The 16,822-nt window shown below is 59.2% G+C and carries 14 protein-coding genes; 3 read left to right on the top strand and 11 right to left on the bottom strand.

Going from position 1 to position 16,822, the window contains the following annotated elements; genetic code table 11:
* Positions 1-8 precede the first annotated feature (8 nt).
* The 6 genes from F8O07_RS02545 to hutH all read right to left on the bottom strand — a co-directional run bounded on the left by F8O07_RS02545 (position 9) and on the right by hutH (position 8,025).
* On the bottom strand, positions 9-623 hold the full coding sequence (locus F8O07_RS02545; protein ID WP_192496602.1) for a HutD family protein: 615 nt from the start codon (positions 621-623) through the stop codon (positions 9-11).
* A complete protein-coding gene (locus F8O07_RS02540; RefSeq protein WP_225732891.1) occupies positions 616-2,637 on the bottom strand; it encodes a urocanate hydratase in 2,022 nt (673 codons plus the stop codon). Before F8O07_RS02540 ends, F8O07_RS02545 begins: the two co-directional genes overlap by 8 nt.
* A 29-nt stretch (positions 2,638-2,666) precedes the next feature.
* Entirely contained in the window at positions 2,667-3,857 is a 1,191-nt protein-coding gene (gene hutI / locus F8O07_RS02535) for an imidazolonepropionase (protein ID WP_158030595.1), read from the bottom strand.
* Complete coding sequence (locus F8O07_RS02530) at positions 3,854-5,191, bottom strand: formimidoylglutamate deiminase (protein WP_192496601.1); 1,338 nt, start codon at positions 5,189-5,191, stop codon at positions 3,854-3,856. Before F8O07_RS02530 ends, hutI begins: the two co-directional genes overlap by 4 nt.
* Positions 5,184-6,383 carry an allantoate amidohydrolase gene (locus tag F8O07_RS02525; RefSeq protein ID WP_158030593.1) on the bottom strand — a complete coding sequence of 400 codons (1,200 nt, stop codon included), beginning with the start codon at positions 6,381-6,383 and terminating at the stop codon, positions 5,184-5,186. The genes F8O07_RS02530 and F8O07_RS02525 overlap by 8 nt, the downstream gene beginning before the upstream one ends.
* Before the next feature lie 76 nt (positions 6,384-6,459).
* On the bottom strand, positions 6,460-8,025 hold the full coding sequence (hutH, locus tag F8O07_RS02520) for a histidine ammonia-lyase (protein WP_158030592.1): 1,566 nt from the start codon (positions 8,023-8,025) through the stop codon (positions 6,460-6,462).
* A gap of 77 nt (positions 8,026-8,102) precedes the next feature.
* Here hutH and F8O07_RS10830 point away from each other — a divergent pair, with 77 nt between their 5' ends.
* Positions 8,103-8,927: an IclR family transcriptional regulator gene (locus F8O07_RS10830; RefSeq protein ID WP_158030591.1), complete on the top strand. Its 825-nt coding sequence runs from the start codon at positions 8,103-8,105 to the stop codon at positions 8,925-8,927.
* Positions 8,928-9,007: 80 nt separating this feature from the next.
* Here the strand turns inward: F8O07_RS10830 and F8O07_RS02510 are convergent, their stop codons facing one another.
* From F8O07_RS02510 to F8O07_RS02495, 4 genes are read right to left on the bottom strand one after another with little or no spacing between them, the layout of a single operon-like run.
* On the bottom strand, positions 9,008-9,802 hold the full coding sequence (locus F8O07_RS02510) for an amino acid ABC transporter ATP-binding protein (RefSeq protein WP_158030590.1): 795 nt from the start codon (positions 9,800-9,802) through the stop codon (positions 9,008-9,010).
* Positions 9,803-10,681, bottom strand: coding sequence for an amino acid ABC transporter permease (locus F8O07_RS02505; RefSeq protein ID WP_225733139.1), 879 nt, complete (start codon positions 10,679-10,681; stop codon positions 9,803-9,805). It lies immediately after the preceding gene.
* Entirely contained in the window at positions 10,665-11,921 is a 1,257-nt protein-coding gene (locus F8O07_RS02500; RefSeq protein WP_158030589.1) for a M20/M25/M40 family metallo-hydrolase, read from the bottom strand. Before F8O07_RS02500 ends, F8O07_RS02505 begins: the two co-directional genes overlap by 17 nt.
* A gap of 14 nt (positions 11,922-11,935) precedes the next feature.
* Entirely contained in the window at positions 11,936-12,874 is a 939-nt protein-coding gene (locus F8O07_RS02495; protein ID WP_158030588.1) for an ABC transporter substrate-binding protein, read from the bottom strand.
* Positions 12,875-13,132: 258 nt separating this feature from the next.
* Here F8O07_RS02495 and purB point away from each other — a divergent pair, with 258 nt between their 5' ends.
* Positions 13,133-14,512, top strand: a complete 1,380-nt coding sequence (gene purB / locus F8O07_RS02490) for an adenylosuccinate lyase (protein ID WP_158030587.1) — start codon at positions 13,133-13,135, stop codon at positions 14,510-14,512.
* A gap of 3 nt (positions 14,513-14,515) precedes the next feature.
* On the opposite strand, the gene F8O07_RS02485 is transcribed toward purB, so the two are convergent.
* Complete coding sequence (locus F8O07_RS02485; RefSeq protein WP_192496600.1) at positions 14,516-15,178, bottom strand: GntR family transcriptional regulator; 663 nt, start codon at positions 15,176-15,178, stop codon at positions 14,516-14,518.
* Positions 15,179-15,402: 224 nt separating this feature from the next.
* Between F8O07_RS02485 and F8O07_RS02480 the strand changes: the two genes are divergently transcribed.
* On the top strand, positions 15,403-16,710 hold the full coding sequence (locus tag F8O07_RS02480; RefSeq protein WP_158030585.1) for an NRAMP family divalent metal transporter: 1,308 nt from the start codon (positions 15,403-15,405) through the stop codon (positions 16,708-16,710).
* Positions 16,711-16,822 lie beyond the last annotated feature (112 nt).

The raw sequence follows: 16,822 nt of genomic DNA, 5'->3' as shown, positions 1-16,822 counted from the left end.
GACGACTCTCATCTGTCGACGTGCGCCTGCCTCAGCTGTGCGACCACTACAACGGCGCCGGTGTGACCGGCATCGAGACCGACATCGTCGTTCCGGGCGACTATGGCATCGTTTAGCTCGATGACTTCACGCACCCGTTCCGAGCCTTTAGGCGACGCGGCTGAAGCCGTCCCCGAGACCAGTATGCCGATCTCGACCTGTGCATCGCCGCCTTGCAACAGCAGATGCTCCTCAGGACGCAGCGTGCTGAGGCGCAGGTCTGCGTGCACAGAACCGGAGCGGACCATCAGGTTGAGATCTCGCTCACCAGACCCATGGGGCCTCGACGTCACAGGGTCGTCGCCACGAAACCGCACCGACTCGAATGGTGCCAGCTCGCACTGCTCACCGTCAATTCTCAGGGTCAGACCGGCCGGCCCGATGGACATCAGCCACCGATCGTATCCGATGAAGTCAGAGAACGTCGCCTCGCTGTCAATCGTCGCAATACTCAGACGCCAGTCGACTTCGTCGATCGGTGCGTCAAGAGGGGATTGCACCAATGTCACGGTGCGGCCGGTACCGTTTCGCCAACACACTTCCGAAAGGTCCCGGAAGCGGATGACCTCAATTCTCTCAGCCACGAAAATGACCTGCGACGGCACGTGAGACGAGGTCGTCATCGGCCACTGCCGGCTCAGTGATGTGCCCGAGCTCCGAATACGTGTCGTTGAACTCAGAGACGACCTCGATCGAGTGATCGTTGCGCGCCCATGCTCGGCGAGCGACACCGCCCATGACGTCCCATAGTAGCGCCGAACGAATGACTCCGTCGACTCTGGGCGACCCGTCGAGCAGAAGCCCGAACCCGCCGTTGATCGACTTGCCGATTCCGACGCCGCCGCCGTTGTGTAGCGCCACCAGGCTCATGCCGCGCGCTGCATCTCCGGCGAATGACTGCACAGCCATGTCCGCCATCACATTCGATCCGTCCTTGATGTTCGCTGTCTCGCGGAACGGAGAATCTGTGCCCGAGACGTCATGATGATCCCGTCCCAGCATGATCGGCCCGGTCTCGCCGTTGCGTACCATCTCGTTGAACCGGAGCGCGATACGGATGCGACCCTCGGCATCCTGATAGAGGATGCGAGCCTGCGTGCCGACGACCAGGTCGGCTTCTTCAGCGTCACGGATCCAGTTGTAGTTGTCGCGATCCTGATAGCGACGATCCGGATCGATCGACTCCATGGCTGCGACGTCGGTCGCGTGCAGGTCTTGACGCTTGCCGCTGAGGCACACCCAACGGAACGGCCCGTACCCGTAATCGAAAAGGTGAGGGCCCATGATGTCTTCGACGTATGAGGGCAGGATGAAGCCATCCTTGTCGTCGACGCCGTTCTTCGACAGTCTTCGCACTCCGGCGTCAAACACTGCTTTGAGAAAGGCATTGCCGTAGTCGAAGAAGTATGTGCCTGTAGAGACGAGTCTCTCGATGAGTTCGTACTGCCGTCGCAGACTCTCATCGACGAGCTGAGCGAATCTCTTTTGGTCTTCGGCCAGCAGCGCGGTGCGCTCTGCGAACGAGAGGCTCTGCGGGCAGTAGCCGCCTTCATGCGCAGCATGGCATGACGTCTGATCGCTCAGCAGGTCGATATGGATGTCGTTGTCGACGACGTACTGCAGCAGATCGACAATGTTGCCCTCATAGGCAATCGACGCCGCCTCTCCAGCGGCTTGATGCCGCTTCGCCGAAGCGAAGACCTTGTCGAGATCGCTGTACCGCTCGTCGACCCACCCCTGATCGAAGCGGGTCTGCACACGTGAGGGATCAACCTCGGCGATCACTCCGACCCCGCCGGCCAGCTTCATTGCCTTCGGCTGTGCACCACTCATGCCGCCCAGACCGCTCGAGACGAAGAGTCTGCCGGCGAGATCGCCGTCATTCGGGATACCCAGCTGCAGGCGTCCGGCGTTCAACAGCGTGTTGTATGTGCCATGCACGATTCCCTGCGGGCCGATGTACATCCAGCCGCCAGCTGTCATCTGGCCGTAGTTCGCAACACCCATCTCTTCGGCGATCTCCCAGTCCGACATGTTGTCGAACATACCCACCATGAGTGCATTGGTGATGATCACGCGAGGAGCCTCGGGGCGGGAGGGAAAGAGCCCCAACGGGTGCCCAGACTCAACCACCAGGGTCTGCTCCTGCGTGAGCTGCTGCAGATAGCGCGTGATGAGACGGTACTGCATCCAGTTCTGACAGACGGAGCCAGTCTCGCCGTAGGTGACGAGTTCGTACGGGTAGAGGGCCACCTCGAAGTCGAGGTTGTTGTCGATCATCACTTGGAAGGCTCGACCTTCGAGCGTTGCGCCGGGATACTCGTCGACTGGGCGTCCGTGGATTCGGCCCTGGGGCCGGAAACGATATCCGTAGATACGCCCAAGCGACGTCAGCTCTTGCAGGAACTCCGGGATGACCTGTTCGTGCAGGGCCGGGTCGATGTAACGGAGGGCGTTCTTCAACGCGGTCTCGGTCTGTGCTGGGGTCAGGTGGAACCCTCGTGACGGAGCTCGTCGAATACCGGGTTCGAACTCCGGGTAAGGGGGCAGCTCGTCGATGAGCGGTGCGGTGAAAACCGTTCTGCTGGTGTTTGTCATGGTGATCTCCTGTCGGTCGTATGGCTTCGTCATGAGCGGTTCGCCTTGGGGTACAGCTCGAGCGCGGAGACCAAAGGGACTCCCGCGCGATAGGCGATGTGCAAGTGGTTGGGGGCATCGATGACTGCCAGATCGGCACGCGCTCCCACACGGATCCGACCGATGTCGCTGCGGCGCAGTGCCTTTGCACCGCCTGCCGTCGACGACCAAAGGGCTTCGTCGGGGCTCATGCGCATGTCTCGTACCGCGAAAGCGATCGCTAAAGGCATCGAGTTCGAGAAGCACGTGCCGGGATTGCAGTCAGTGGCGATCGCCACTGGGATGCCCGCGTCGATGGTGCGTCTCGCATCGGGAAACGGCTGTTTGGTCGAGAACTCGACGATCGGCAGGTAGGTCACGACAGGTCCTCCTTGGGCGCGAACCGATGCGAGCGCCGAGATGTCGGCATCAGTCAGGAACGTCGCATGGTCGAGAGATGCCGCACCAAGTTCGACCGCGAGCTGCGGCCCTGGCCCTGGCCCCAGCTGCGCCCCGTGCACACGCAGCTGCAGTCCGTTCTGCAGCCCCGCCTGAAGAATGGCTCGGGATTGTTCGCCCGTGAACGCGTGTGCCGAGTGCGGCTCGCAGAAGACGTCCGCCCACCGCGCCAGAGGAGCGCAGGCCGGGGTCATCTCGTCCACGATCAGCGACACGTAGCCGTCTGGATCATGCTCGTACTCCGCGGGAACGACGTGTCCACCCAGAAAAGTGACCTCATCGGTGTGCTCTCCAGCGATCCGCAGGAGACGCCGCTCTTCAGCGGTGGTCAGTCCGTAACCGCTCTTGATCTCGACGGTTGTCGTTCCCTGTTTGCGACTCTCACGCAGGAGACGGCGCGTTGAAGCGCGAAGGTCGTCGTCCGAAGCCGCGCGAGTGGCGCGCACGGTCTGTCCGATGCCGCCACCTGTATACGGCTCCCCCTGCATGCGATGCGCGAACTCTTCACTACGGTCGCCGGCAAACACAATGTGGCTGTGTGAGTCGACGAATCCGGGGATGAGTGTGCGTCCGCCCAGATCACGTTGATCGTCTGTCGATGGGGCCGCTTGTCTCGGTCCGATCCAAGCGATCCTGCCGTCTTCGACGACAACTGCGGCATCGTGTCTGATGCCGAGTTCCCAGTCTGCTCCGTCATTGGTCACCAGTTCCGAGATGCCGGTGATCGTCGTTGAGTGGCTCATCGTTCCCCTCTCAGCTGCGCGCAGGACTCTGCGAGTTCCTGCACCTGGTCAACGCCGTTGCAGTGACCGTCGTGGGCGACCTGCCGACCTCCCACATACACCTCGACGACCTGCGCGGCTGTGGACATCTGCACAACTCGATCAAGGCGGCTTCCGGCCGTCACCGAGTTCCGGGTGTCCAAGGTGACGAAATCCGCCAGAGAACCGACCTCGAGTCGTCCGGCTTCAGGCCACCCACAGAGCCGCTGACCGTCTGTGGTGAGCATGGCAATCTGCGCGGCAGGCGTGAAGTTCTCTCGGGTTCCGAGCCGCAGACGCTCGTGCATCTCGACTTCACGCGCCTCGGTGAACGGGTCTGCCAGCACGTTCTGGTCGGAGCCCACGCCGAGACGCACGCCGGCTGCGGCGAGGCTGCTCGCCGGTGCGATGCCATCGGCGAGATCGCATTCGGTCGAGGGGCAGACGCACACCGATGCACCGCGCTCACCGAGTGTGTGTATGTCCTGCATTGTGACAAAGACTGCGTGCACGCCGGTTGCGCGGGCGTTCCAGACGCCGGCCCGATCAAGCAGAGCCGTCGGGGTGAGGCCGGTATGGTCCAGGCACTGATCGTTCTCGGCCGTCTGCTCGGAGAGATGTACATGAAGTGGAGCCTGGTGTTCCTGCGCCCATTCGGCGACCCGCCGCATCGAGGCTTCGTCAACGGCCCGGACGGAGTGGATCGCCGCGCCGACACGAAAGTCCGGTGTCGGCGCCAGCTGCGTTACCCGATCGGCCCATGAGTCGGCGTCGCCGTCTGAAAACCGCAGCTGCTCCGGTGCGAGAGGTTCGCCGAAGCCCGCCGAGAGATAACAGGTATCCAACAGAGTCAGACGGATGCCCGCATCTGCTGCGGCATGACGCAGAGCATGCCCCATCTCATTTGGATCGTCGTAGGGTGTGCCGTCAGCTTGGTGATGCACGTAGTGAAACTCTGCGACACTGGTGTAACCGGCAGCCACCATCTCTCCGTAGACACCGCGCGCGAGACGATAATACGAATCGGGGGTGAGCGCCTGCGCGATACGGTACATGGTCTTTCGCCATTCCCAGAACGTGCCCCCGGGCGCCCCGGCACCGCGCAGTGCACGATGGAACGCATGAGAGTGACCGTTCGCCGCACCAGCGAGCGTAAGCCCCTCCAGAACATGGTCATCGGGCTGTCGAGGCGCACCGGCGGTGATCGACTCAAAACGGCCGTCTGTCACGACAAATCGCACGGAATCAGCGATGCCATCGTTGAGCCAGGCATGTTCACACCAGAACGTGGAGGTGACGCTCTTCATCTCACTCATCTCCTGCATCCATCATCTGCAGCGCTGCAGCGAGCGCGGCCACACCGGTCTCGCAGTCTTCGGGGTCTGCATGCTCTGCAGGTGTGTGCGACGCTCCGGTCGTGTTGCGCACGAAAAGCATCGCTGTAGGAACTCCTGCGTTCTGCAACACACCGGCATCGTGCCCAGCGCCCGTGCCGAGCACCGGCGGCACTGAGCCGATCTCTTCACTCACGGCCTGAGACACGATGCCGCTCACGGAAGTGTCGAAGTAGGTGGAGGCTGTCCAGGATTCACGGCGTGGAGCGAACCGCGCAAGATCTGCTAGCACTGCGCCCACCGCTTCTTCATGAGACGCACGAACGTCGAGTGAAGCGATCACCGCAGCTGCAATCACGTTGACCCCGTTGGGGATCACTGTCAGTCGTCCGATAGTGGCGACGGCGTCGTGCCGCACAGCGCTCTCGCGCACGGCCACGATGAGATCTGCAAGCTGGTTCATGGGGTCACAGCGGCGTCCCATCGGTGTGGTGCCGGCGTGGTTCGACTCACCCTGCAGACGCACTTCCCACCGGCCGTGCGGCCAAATGTGGCTGGCCACCGCAATAGGAGAGCCGATCTCTCCCAGCGCGTAACCCTGCTCGACGTGCAGCTCGAGGTGACAAGCGATGCTCTTCAGAAGCATCGGGTCAGCACCGTAGTCATCGGTGTCGATCTCGTGTTCGTCCAGTGCCTCAGCGAGCGTGATGCCGTCGGCATCAGCACGAGCGAGGGCTTGGTCTGGATCGATCACTCCTGTCAGCACGCGGGTGCCGAAACAGGCGATGCCGAAGCGAGCCCCTTCTTCGTCACTCGTATTGACAATACCTATCGGGTGCCGCGGCTCGAAGCCTTGGTCTCTCAGCAGGTCGATCGCCGCCAGCGCAGACAGGACGCCGAGGGGCCCGTCGAACTGCCCACCGCCAGGGACGGAATCGAGGTGCGACCCTGTGGTAATCGCAGGGTCCTCGGGCGTAGGTCGACCACCCCACCACGCCCATTGGTTGCCAGCTCGATCGACCTCGTACAAGAGACCTCGTAATTCGGCCTGTTCGCGGAACCAAGCGCGGAGCTGAGCGTCCTCTTCGGTCCAGGCGAGGCGTGTGTATCCGAGTTCTCCTCCGTTGCCGATCCCGTCGATCTGTTCGAAGAGATCTTGCAGTGAGATGTGCATGTGATTCCTTGTCTGATATTGGTCGGCTGGGAGATTTTCACCACAGCACATCCGCTTAGCCGGCAGCAGAAGCAGGTCAGCGCAGTTCAGAGCCGGTTTCTCGGTATGCTTCCTGAGCCGAGGACAAGAGTTGACCAGATTTTACGAGCGCCACCACACGCTCGATTTCAGGAGACAAGAACTCATCTGCTCCGATAACAGCCTCCGGAGAGATCAAGGACACAATCTGTGCTGCCACCCGCCCTGGCTTTTCCTCACGCAGACGAATCCCCCGGCAGGCCGTGAGAATCTCAACAGCCAGCACACGCTCAAGACCGTCGATGGACCGCCGGAGTTTACGGGCAGCTGACCACCCCATCGAGACGTGGTCCTCTTGCATCGCAGATGTCGGTATAGAGTCGACTGATGCCGGTGACGCCAGCCGCTTCAGCTCACTGACGATCGCAGCCTGTGTGTACTGCGCGATCATCAGCCCGGAGTCCGTCCCGGGGTCTGCCGCGAGGAAGGCGTTAAGCCCTCCATTGCGAGCAGGATCGAGAATCCTATCTGTGCGACGCTCCGCCATGCTCGCAACGTCAGCAACCACGATCGCAAGAAAATCCAAGACATAGGCCAATGGGGCCCCGTGAAAGTTGCCGTTCGACTCGAGACGATCATCGTCTGTGAGCACGGGGTTGTCGACAACGCTGTTGAGTTCCACGTCAGCCACGGCGCAAGCATGTTCAAGTGTGTCGCGCGCTGCACCATTCACCTGAGGTGCGCAGCGCAGCGAATAGGCATCCTGCACACGTACTTTGCCCGCGGCACGAGCCGCTGCAATAATCTCCGATCCCTGAAGCGCGTGGAAGATGTTCGCGGCGGAATCGCTCTGGCCTCGATGCGGACGCACTCGCTGCAAGTCGGCGGCAAACACCCGGTCATTGCCACGCAACGCCTCGAGACTCAACGACGTTGCGACATCTGCCAGGCTCAAGAGATGGTGTAGATCTTCGCCCGCCAGCACCAGCATTCCCAGCATTCCGTCTGTACCGTTGATGAGGGCTAAGCCCTCTTTCTCACGAAGCTGAACTGGAGTGATGCCGCACTCAGCCAGAGCCTGCGCTGCAGGCAGATGTCTGCCGTCACGGGTGAAGACATCGCCTTCGCCGATTACAGCGAGAGCGCAGTGGGCCAGAGGCGCTAAATCACCAGAACACCCCAGACTGCCGTACTCGCGAACTGCGGGTGTGATCCCCGCATTCAGCAGATCTGCATACACGGCAGCGACTTCAGCTCGAACTCCGGTGCGTCCGGACGCCAATGTGGCGAGACGAAGCAGCATCAAAGCCCGCACAACTTCTCGCTCAACCAAGGGGCCAGTTGATGCCGCATGGGAGCGTACCAAACTCAGTTGCAGAGCTTGTCGCTTCTGCTTGGGGATCGAGACCGCGGCAAGTGCGCCGAACCCCGTCGACACTCCATAATGCGGTTCCGCATCATCAGCCAGAGCAGCGATCACTCTCGCGCCGTGAGTCAGCGCCGCGATTGCGTCAGCACTGAGAACAACCTTTGCGTCGTCTCGTGCGACTTCCACAAGCTCCTGCGCAGAGACGCCGGACGGTGAAACGATAATGGTCCGCTGATCTATCAAGTTCTGTGTCATGTGCTCAGTATCTGTCGTTGGTGTGCGGGATATACTTACGGAATTGCAATTGGCGTCTACATTTACAGACATGAAACATGTTGCTTATATTAAGGAGGTTCAGCATTACTAATCCAAAGTCCACAAAAGCCGGACTGCAGAAGATTGCCGTGAATAATGCTTTGAATATACTGAAGTATCTCTCAGAACGACGATCACCTGTAACAGCGAACATGCTCATACGGAGCCTCAACCTTCCTCGCTCCTCCACTTATGAACTCTTATCGACGCTCAGCCACCATGGCTTCGTTGTGCATTTTCCGGAGAAACATCTCTACGGTTTAGGCACCGCCGCATTTATGCTAGGTTCAGCGTATTCTGCCCAACAACCCCTTACTCTGCTTGGTCAGCCTCTTCTAGATCGTTTGACAGATAAGCTTCGTGAGAGCTCTCACCTCACCGTGCTTCGTGGAAGTGATGTCGTCTATCTCGTCGAAGCACGAGCTTGGAACAGGCCCTCCTTGGTGACCGATGTAGGAGTAACCCTGCCAAGCAGCGTAACCGCCAGCGGACGGGCGATGCTTAGCTGCCTTTCTCGTGAGCAGGTGAATGCCACATTTCCGACCCCTCAGGACCTACCTGTGAGACACCCGGATAGGTCGCCGAGAACCCTCAAGCAACTCCTGGAAACTTTGCGCACAGATCAAGCAAGAGGCTTCGCGTTCGAGATGTCAGAAGTTACGAGTAGCCTGGCCTCGATTGCTGTACCAATTGTCAATGCTTTGGGCTGGCCAGTAGCCAGCATTGCCGTGACATTCAAACCATCCTCGGATGGAGTTGCCCTTGATAGAGCACGAGAAGATTTCCTACCCGACCTCATAGCCACATCAGCTGAACTGTCGAGAAGAGTCCAAGGACGTTAACTCAAGCACATCTACAGCTCAGGCAAACGATCAACGATCTCACCGCTGAGATTCCTAGAGTTTGATTGGGCTGAAGTGACCTACCTAACTCGCTCGAGGAATGCACGCGTTCGCTCATTCTTCGGATGATCAAGAATCTCGCCCGGAGTTCCACGTTCGATAACCCGTCCTTGATCCATAAAAACCATTGAATCGGCCACTTCTCGGGCAAATCCCATCTCGTGAGTGACAACGATCATCGTCATTCCGCTCTCGGCTAGGTCTTTCATGACGCCCAGCACATCGCCGACCAGCTCAGGATCAAGTGCACTTGTCGGCTCGTCGAACAGCATCAGCTGAGGTTTGAGAGCAAGAGCTCGCGCGATAGCGACACGTTGCTGTTGCCCCCCGGAAAGGTCTTTCGGGTAGCTCTCTGCTTTAGACTTCAATCCCACTGATTCGAGCAAACTCAGAGACTCTGTTCGGAGATCACGTGAAGACCGATGTTGCATCAGTTTCGGCGCAAGCTCAAGATTCTCAATGACCGTCATGTGCGGAAACAGATGAAAATGCTGAAAGACCATCCCGATTCTGGCTCGCTGAGCGGCAGTCTGAGCGGGCGTAAGCTCGTAGAGCGTACCTTCCTTCTCACGGAGCCCCATTCTCTGACCGTCCACCCAGATCTCGCCGGCTTGGATATTCTCGAGGAGATTAATAGTACGCAGAGTTGTCGATTTTCCAGACCCAGAAGGTCCTATTATGACTGCAACTTCCCCGCGATTGACCTCCAAATCAACGCCCGTCAAGATGTGCGCATCTCCAAAAAACTTGTGAACACCGCTTAGACGAACTACGCAAGACGATTTACCGTGGTTCGTTGAGAACTGATCAGACATTCAATGCCCCTTACCGAAGTGCTTCTCAAGAAAATGTTGACCAATCATAAGACAACTGGTGATAGCCAAGTACCATGTGGCAGCCACCACAAGCAAGGGGATCGGCAGATAAAGCCTATTCGCTACAGCATTTGCAGCGTAAGTAAGTTCTAGAGTGAATGGGACAGCTAGAACCAACGATGTCGTTTTGAGCATGCCAATCATTTCATTGCCTGTAGGGGGAATAATGATACGCATAGCCTGCGGTAGCACGACTCTTGTCCATGTATATCGACGAGACAACCCTAAGGCCGCAGACGCTTCCAGCTGTCCCGACGCAACCGAATTCACACCTGATCGGAATATTTCCGCGAGATATGCTGATTCGTTCAAAGCAAGCCCAACGATCGCCGCGACCGTTGCGTTATAGAAGTCCTGAGTCGAAATCGAGAACAGCTCAGGCCCTCCAAAGGGGAGACCAACCCCAAGTTTGGGATAGATCACAGCAAACAGACCCCAGAAGACCAGCTGGGTGTAAACAGGCGTCCCACGAAAGAACCAGAGCCAGACATTGGCGACGTATCTCAGCAGTCGATTCTCTGATTCACGCATGATGGTCAGCAACAAGGCCAAAACGATCGCAATCACCATCGCCGAGATAGTCAGAATAAGTGTCCAGAGGACGCCCTTCAGAATATTTGGCGCAAACAGATACTGACCGACAATGTCCCAGTGGAAATTCTGATTAGAGAAAAGCCCATCAATAAAGCAGACAAGAAGAAAGACGACAACTATCGACGAGATCCACCTGCCAGGATGTCTCACTGCCCGAGCATGAATCAGTTCGATATCAGCAGTAGATGCGTCGACAGACTCAGGGCCGCTACTTCGTACTTTCACAGTTTACCTTACTTTCGGCCTCTAATAGGGGAGAGATGCCCGTGAGTCCGACTGCTAACAGAGCAGCGATGAACACCGCCTGCGGCCCCAAGTGACTGTTCGTGATGTCGTAGGATTCATTTGTTGAATGAAGCCCACTACCCGTTCCACCCCCCGGCATGCAGACTGCCTGAACTCCACGACTAATTGGCACGTTTGCATCCGTAGTCGCAGCCTCTTGCATCTGAGGTTCCAACCCCACTGATCGAAGACCCTCAGCTGCAGCATGTACCAGCGGAGCATCCGGAGCCTGCGACCCTGTTGGAATGTCGACAGTCTGCCGCATGTCGAAGCTCACTCTTCCAGCTTCGCAGTCCGAGATATCATTTTCTCTCTCAACTGCCGCAATAATTATGTCCCTGACTTTTGTGTCCAAGATCGCGAGCTCACGGTCGTCGGTAGACCTAAGATCGATCTCCATTCGACAGGAGAATCCAATAGCAGTCTCAGTAACTCCTCCTCTGAGCACCCCAACATTGTAGATTGTCTTTGGCTCTTCAGGCACGGAGATATCCGCAATTGCAGTTGCCGACCGAGCAGCAGCGTGAATAGCACTCGGTCGCCCGAAGTTGCCGAAGGAGTGACCGCCTGGCCCCTCAAACTCGACTACATAGCTCAGACATCCAGTGGCCTGTGTAATGAGCCGGTCAGGGGTTGCGCCGTCGACCGTGATAAATGCATCGAAATTATACGCATTCATCAACTGCTTGATTCCGTTGAGATTCCCCTTCCCCTCCTCACAAACGTTCGCTCCAATCAGAATTCCACCTGAAAGCTCATCCTCGATTTCAACGAGCGCTTTCGCTACTGATAAAACAGCGGCTAAGCCTCTGGAATCGTCGCAGATACCTGGGCCATACAGTTTGGCACCCTTCTTGGTAACAGCGACATCAGTATCAGCGTCAAAGACAGTATCAAGGTGTGCAGTAATCATCAGGACAGGCCCATTTCCTACGTTGCCGATCCGACCGATCACATTGCCGTATGTGTCTGGCAGAACATCATGAACGCCAGTGCGAACGAGCAGGTCTTGAAAGAGCTGGCTTCGGAGCCCCTCATCAAAAGTTGGAGCTGCGGTCTCGCTAAGGGCAACCTGTTGCTCAATGGTCACTGACTCACGATCTTTAATCGAGGTCAGAACGGATTGTACTCTGCGGTTCTTGAGAAGACTCGCGGTCGATATCATAGACTCGTCGGACATTGCTTACACCCTACTCACATCGATGTCTCTGGATTTACATCTGCGCGTTCCACTAAGCCCTTTTGCCCCCAAGCCGACATGATCTGTGCGTACGTTCCATCATTGATCAGTTCGTTGATTGTGTCGGCAATTAGCTGCGCAAATTCGGTGTCCGACTTCGCTACTGCAATACCATCAATTCCTGCATTGTAAGTCGCATCGATTGTCTCCAGCTGACCATGACTCTGTGTCGCGGCATACCCAAGCAGCGTTTGGCCACTGAGCACTCCGACTGCACCATCCGTACTGAGGCGTGTAATAGCTTCAGCATTTGTCTTCAGCTCGACTGCATCGATCGCTTGCTCACCGGAATCCTGACATTTCTTCGAGAATTCCTGGAGGTCGTCTAGTTGTGTCGAGCCAGTCTGCACAGCAATGGTCTGACCGCATAGGTTGTCTAGAGTCAGTCCGTGCGGGTTTCCCGCCTTCACTAGGAGAGTCGACCCCCCCTTCTGGTACGAGACCATATTGACTGCCTCGAGGCGTTTCTTCGTTATGTAAAATGCTGAAGCACCAATGTCGTATTTTGTTCCTAGTGCAGGAAGAATGGAATCAAAATTGGCGCTCTGAAAATCAAGATCCAAGCCCAGTTTTTTTGCGATCGCGTTTGAAAGATCCACGTCAAATCCTACGGGCGTGTTACCATCTGGTCCCGCTAGGAACTCTGCTGGAGCAAAGGTGGTATCAGAGCCAACAATCAGTTTCCCTCTTGCAGCAATGTCACTTGGGACCCTAGCACTGAGCTGCTCGCTCTTTTGCACCCCGTCCAACGAAACATTGGGAATCGTATCTCCATCACTGCTTGTCTGACTCTCTGAAGTGCCTGAGCAACCGGCTAAGAGCGCTCCACTGACCGCAAGAATTGAGACGATACTCGTCCAGCCCTTGAATCGTTTCGTCATTTCGGACTTCATAGATTCCACTCCTCATTACCGTTCAAAGACTTCATCTGCACGACGATTCCAAACCATCGATTTTGGACATTTGAAACTTATGGCTTAAAAGTTGCTCGAGGATATCGACGGAATTTCCACCTGATTTCACATCTGCATATACAGACGGCGCGCGATCGCGACGACACATGCCCTCCCGAGCAACGCACCACCCCCGGGTAGACTTAGCCATGATGTGCGGTACGCCGCACGCGACCACACCACTTCGCAGGAGTTACCGTGAGCACTCTCGACCACCAGCCACTCAGCCCTCTCGACGGCCGCTACCAGAAGGCCGTCAGCGGCCTCGGCGAGTACCTCAGCGAGGCGGGCCTGAACCGCGCGCGCGTGCACATCGAGGTCGAATGGCTGATCTTTCTGACCGACAACGGCCTGTTCGGCACCAGCCCGCTCACCGCGGAGCAGAAGGCCGGTCTGCGAGCACTGGTCACCGACTTCGATCAGAACAGCATCGACGAGCTCGCCAAGCTCGAGGCCGTCAAGAAGCACGATGTGAAGAGCGTCGAGGTGTTCATCCGCCAGCATCTGCCTGCCCTGGGGCTGGCAGATCGCGCCGAACTGGTGCACATCGCCTGCACCAGCGAAGACATCAACAACCTCTCCTACGCCGTGATCGTGCGCGACGCGGTGCGCGAGGTGTGGCTGCCGAAGGCGGATGCCGTGGTCGCCCAGATCGCGGAGCTCGCCGAGCGCTACGGCGACGTGCCCCTGCTCGCCCACACGCACGGGCAGCCGGCGACGCCGACCACGATGGGCAAAGAGCTGGCAGTGTTCACCCACCGCCTGCGTCGCCAGCTGGGGCATGTGCGCGAACAGCAGTATCTGGGCAAGTTCAACGGCGCGACGGGCACCTACGCCGCGCACGTGGTCGCCGACCCGAGTGCCGACTGGCCCGACGTCTCACGCGACTTCGTCGAGGGCCTGGGCCTCACCTGGAACCCGCTGACCACGCAGATCGAGTCGCACGACTGGCAGGCCGAGCTCTACTCGACGGTCGAGCACTTCAACGGCATCCTGCACAACCTCGCCACCGACTTCTGGACGTACATCTCGATGGGGTACTTCCATCAGATCCCGGTCGCAGGAGAGGTCGGGTCGTCGACCATGCCGCACAAGGTCAATCCGATTCGCTTCGAGAACGCCGAAGCCAACCTCGAGCTCTCGAACGCGCTGCTCTCATCACTCGCTCAGACGCTCATCACCAGCCGCATGCAGCGCGACCTCACCGACTCGACGACGCAGCGCAACATCGGCGTGGCGTTCGGGCACTCGCTGCTCGCGCTCGACAACGTCGCCAAGGGGCTGAACACGGTCGAGCTGGCCGCGCCGACACTGCTCGACGATCTCGACCACAACTGGGAGGTGCTCGCCGAGGCCATTCAGACCGTGATCCGCGCCGAGGTCGCCGCCGGTCGTTCGAAGATCGACGACCCCTACACGCTGCTCAAAGGGCTCACTCGCGGGCATCGCATCGGTCAGGCCGATCTCGAAGAGTTCGTACAGGGCCTCGACATCGGCGACGAGGCGAAGCAGCGTCTGCTCGCTCTGCGCCCCGAGACCTACATCGGGCTCGCGCCTCAGCTGGCGAAGACGCGGTGAGGCTCAGACTGAGGAGACTCGCCCGGAGACGTAGGCGTTGACGATCTGCTCTTGGGCGTCGTGCAGGTATGCGCGCATCTCTTGCGCCGCACCCGCAGAGTCGCCCCGCTGAATCAGACCGACGATCTGCTCATTGCGGTCAATGTACTGCTCATGCATGTAGCGCGGGCTGCCGATCAGCCCGAACATCAGCCGCAGCTGCGCGGCAAGCGACCGATACAGGTCTTCGAGTATCGGGCTGTCGGCGAGGGCGATCACCGCCTCGTGAAACGTCACATCGGCCGTGCCGACAGCGCGCCAGTCGTCGGCCTCGGCCGCGGCTCGAGCACGCAGCACGCAGTCTCGCATGCGCTCGAGCGACGGATGCCCCGGTGCGGCACCGGCGATCGCCTCGGGTTCGATCAGTTGCCGCACCCGGAAGACGTCGAAGACCTCGGGAAGACCGGGACGGCTGACGAACACCCCGCGATTGGGAACGTGCTCGACTAGGCGCTCGCGAGCGAGCAGGCGGAAGACCTCTCGCAGTGTGTTCCGAGACACGCCCAGCCGCTCGGCCAGATCGGCCTCCGGAAGTTTGTCTCCCGGCGAGACCTCGCCGTCGGTGATCAGCACACGCAGAGCCTGCGCCGCCTTCTCAGGCACGGAGAGTGGGAGCGCTTGGGTCACAGCAGAAATTCTACCCGCCCCGTTTCGGCTCCCGGCTGCCCCATGGTGACACGTGCAGCGCATCCGACCTCAACCGGTCGGCAATTGTTCACTTCACCTACTTGTAACATGAACGAAACTCCGATCATATTTCAAGTGTTCATGCTCTTTGTTGAACAACCTGTACGATATCGCACAGTCAACGACGACCGCGGGCCGACGCCCGCCTGTTCGAATGGAGCACCATGAGCGCAGAGACCTCTCCCGGGCCGGAAACCCGAGAGCCCTCATCATCGAGCGTCAGCCCTTCTGCATCGAAGGGCAGCCAGACCGCTCAGTTTCTGAAAGAACGCCGAAGCTCCTTGATCGGCGCGGTCTTCCTGATGGCCATGTCTGCAGTCGGCCCCGGCTTCATCACACAGACGGCGACCTTCACCGTGCAGCTCGGGGCAGCCTTCGGATTCGGCATCCTGTTGTCGATCGTCATCGACTTCATCGTGCAGCTGAACGTCTGGCGCATCATCGGACTCTCGGGCAAGACCGCCGGAGAGCTCGCCAACGCCGCCATTCCGGGCACCGGCTACGTGCTCGCCGTGCTGGTCATCTTCGGCGGGCTCGTGTTCAACATCGGCAACATCGCCGGCATCGGCCTCGGGCTGAACGCCGCGATCGGGCTTGACCCGAAGATCGGCGGGCTGATCGGCGCACTCTTGGCGATCGGCATCTTTCTGTACAAACGTGCCGGAAAGGTGATGGATCGAGTGGTGATCGCGCTCGCCGCGGTCAAGGTCGCCATCGTGGTGGTCGTGCTCTTCGTCGTGCAGCCCCCCGTCGGTCACGCGCTCACCGAGACCGTGATGCCCGACAACGTCAACCTCGCTGCACTGACCACGATCGTCGGCGGCACCATCGGCGGCTACATCACCTACGCCGGCGCGCATCGCCTGCTCGATGCGAAGATCACCGGCAGCGAGAACATCAAGGCCATCAGCACGGCATCGTTCTGGGGCGTCACCATCACCGGCGTCATCCGCTACCTGCTGTTCCTCGCCATTCTCGGCGTCGCAGCCAGCGGAGTCACGATTGATCTCGCAAGTCACACCGCCAACCCCGCCGCGCAGGCCTTCCAGGTCGCGCTCGGCGAATGGGGGTTCCGCATCTTCGGTGTCATCTTCTGGGCGGCCGGCACGACGTCGACCATCGGCGCCGCGTACACCTCGGTGTCATTCTTCAACGTCTTCAGCCCGAAGTTCCTCGAACCGCGTCTGCGCAACATCACCACGATCGGCTTCATCGCCGTCTCGCTGGTCGTCTACCTGCTGCTCGGCACGGCTCCGGCAGCACTGCTGGTCTTCGCCGGCGGCTTCAACGGACTGATCCTGCCCATCGGCCTCACGCTGATGATCTACATCGGCTTCGCCCGGCGCGATCTGCTCGGCAACTACCGCTACCCGATCTGGCTGCTCATCCTCGGAGCGCTCGTCTGCGTCTTCACCTGGTGGATGGGCATCTCGTCGATCCAGCCGATCTTCGCTCTGCTCGGCCTCTCGTAGCCTGATCGCTCAGACCCGGCATCAGACCGGGCCGGTGGGTGCTCTCCCCTCCCCGGAGCGCCCGCCGGCCCTCCATTACCGCGGTGGCCTCGCAGCATCATCACCGCAGCAC

It is taken from the genome of Pseudoclavibacter sp. CFCC 13796 (assembly GCF_008831185.1).
GTDB lineage: Bacteria > Actinomycetota > Actinomycetes > Actinomycetales > Microbacteriaceae > Pseudoclavibacter_A.
Note: the sequence above shows the minus strand (reverse complement) of the source record. Positions and strands in the feature narration are given on the sequence as shown.

Bases quoted from the DNA above. Each gene is read 5' to 3' on its own strand.
- F8O07_RS02540 (WP_225732891.1), bottom strand. From the start codon at position 2,637: ATGACAAACACCAGCAGAACGGTTTTCACCGCACCGCTCATCGACGAG.
- hutI (WP_158030595.1), bottom strand. From the start codon at position 3,857: ATGAGCCACTCAACGACGATCACCGGCATCTCGGAACTGGTGACCAAT.
- F8O07_RS02530 (WP_192496601.1), bottom strand. From the start codon at position 5,191: ATGAGTGAGATGAAGAGCGTCACCTCCACGTTCTGGTGTGAACATGCC.
- F8O07_RS02525 (WP_158030593.1), bottom strand. From the start codon at position 6,383: ATGCACATCTCACTGCAAGATCTCTTCGAACAGATCGACGGGATCGGC.
- hutH (WP_158030592.1), bottom strand. From the start codon at position 8,025: ATGACACAGAACTTGATAGATCAGCGGACCATTATCGTTTCACCGTCC.
- F8O07_RS10830 (WP_158030591.1), top strand. From the start codon at position 8,103: ATGTTGCTTATATTAAGGAGGTTCAGCATTACTAATCCAAAGTCCACA.
- F8O07_RS02510 (WP_158030590.1), bottom strand. From the start codon at position 9,802: ATGTCTGATCAGTTCTCAACGAACCACGGTAAATCGTCTTGCGTAGTT.
- F8O07_RS02500 (WP_158030589.1), bottom strand. From the start codon at position 11,921: ATGTCCGACGAGTCTATGATATCGACCGCGAGTCTTCTCAAGAACCGC.
- F8O07_RS02495 (WP_158030588.1), bottom strand. From the start codon at position 12,874: ATGAAGTCCGAAATGACGAAACGATTCAAGGGCTGGACGAGTATCGTC.
- F8O07_RS02480 (WP_158030585.1), top strand. From the start codon at position 15,403: ATGAGCGCAGAGACCTCTCCCGGGCCGGAAACCCGAGAGCCCTCATCA.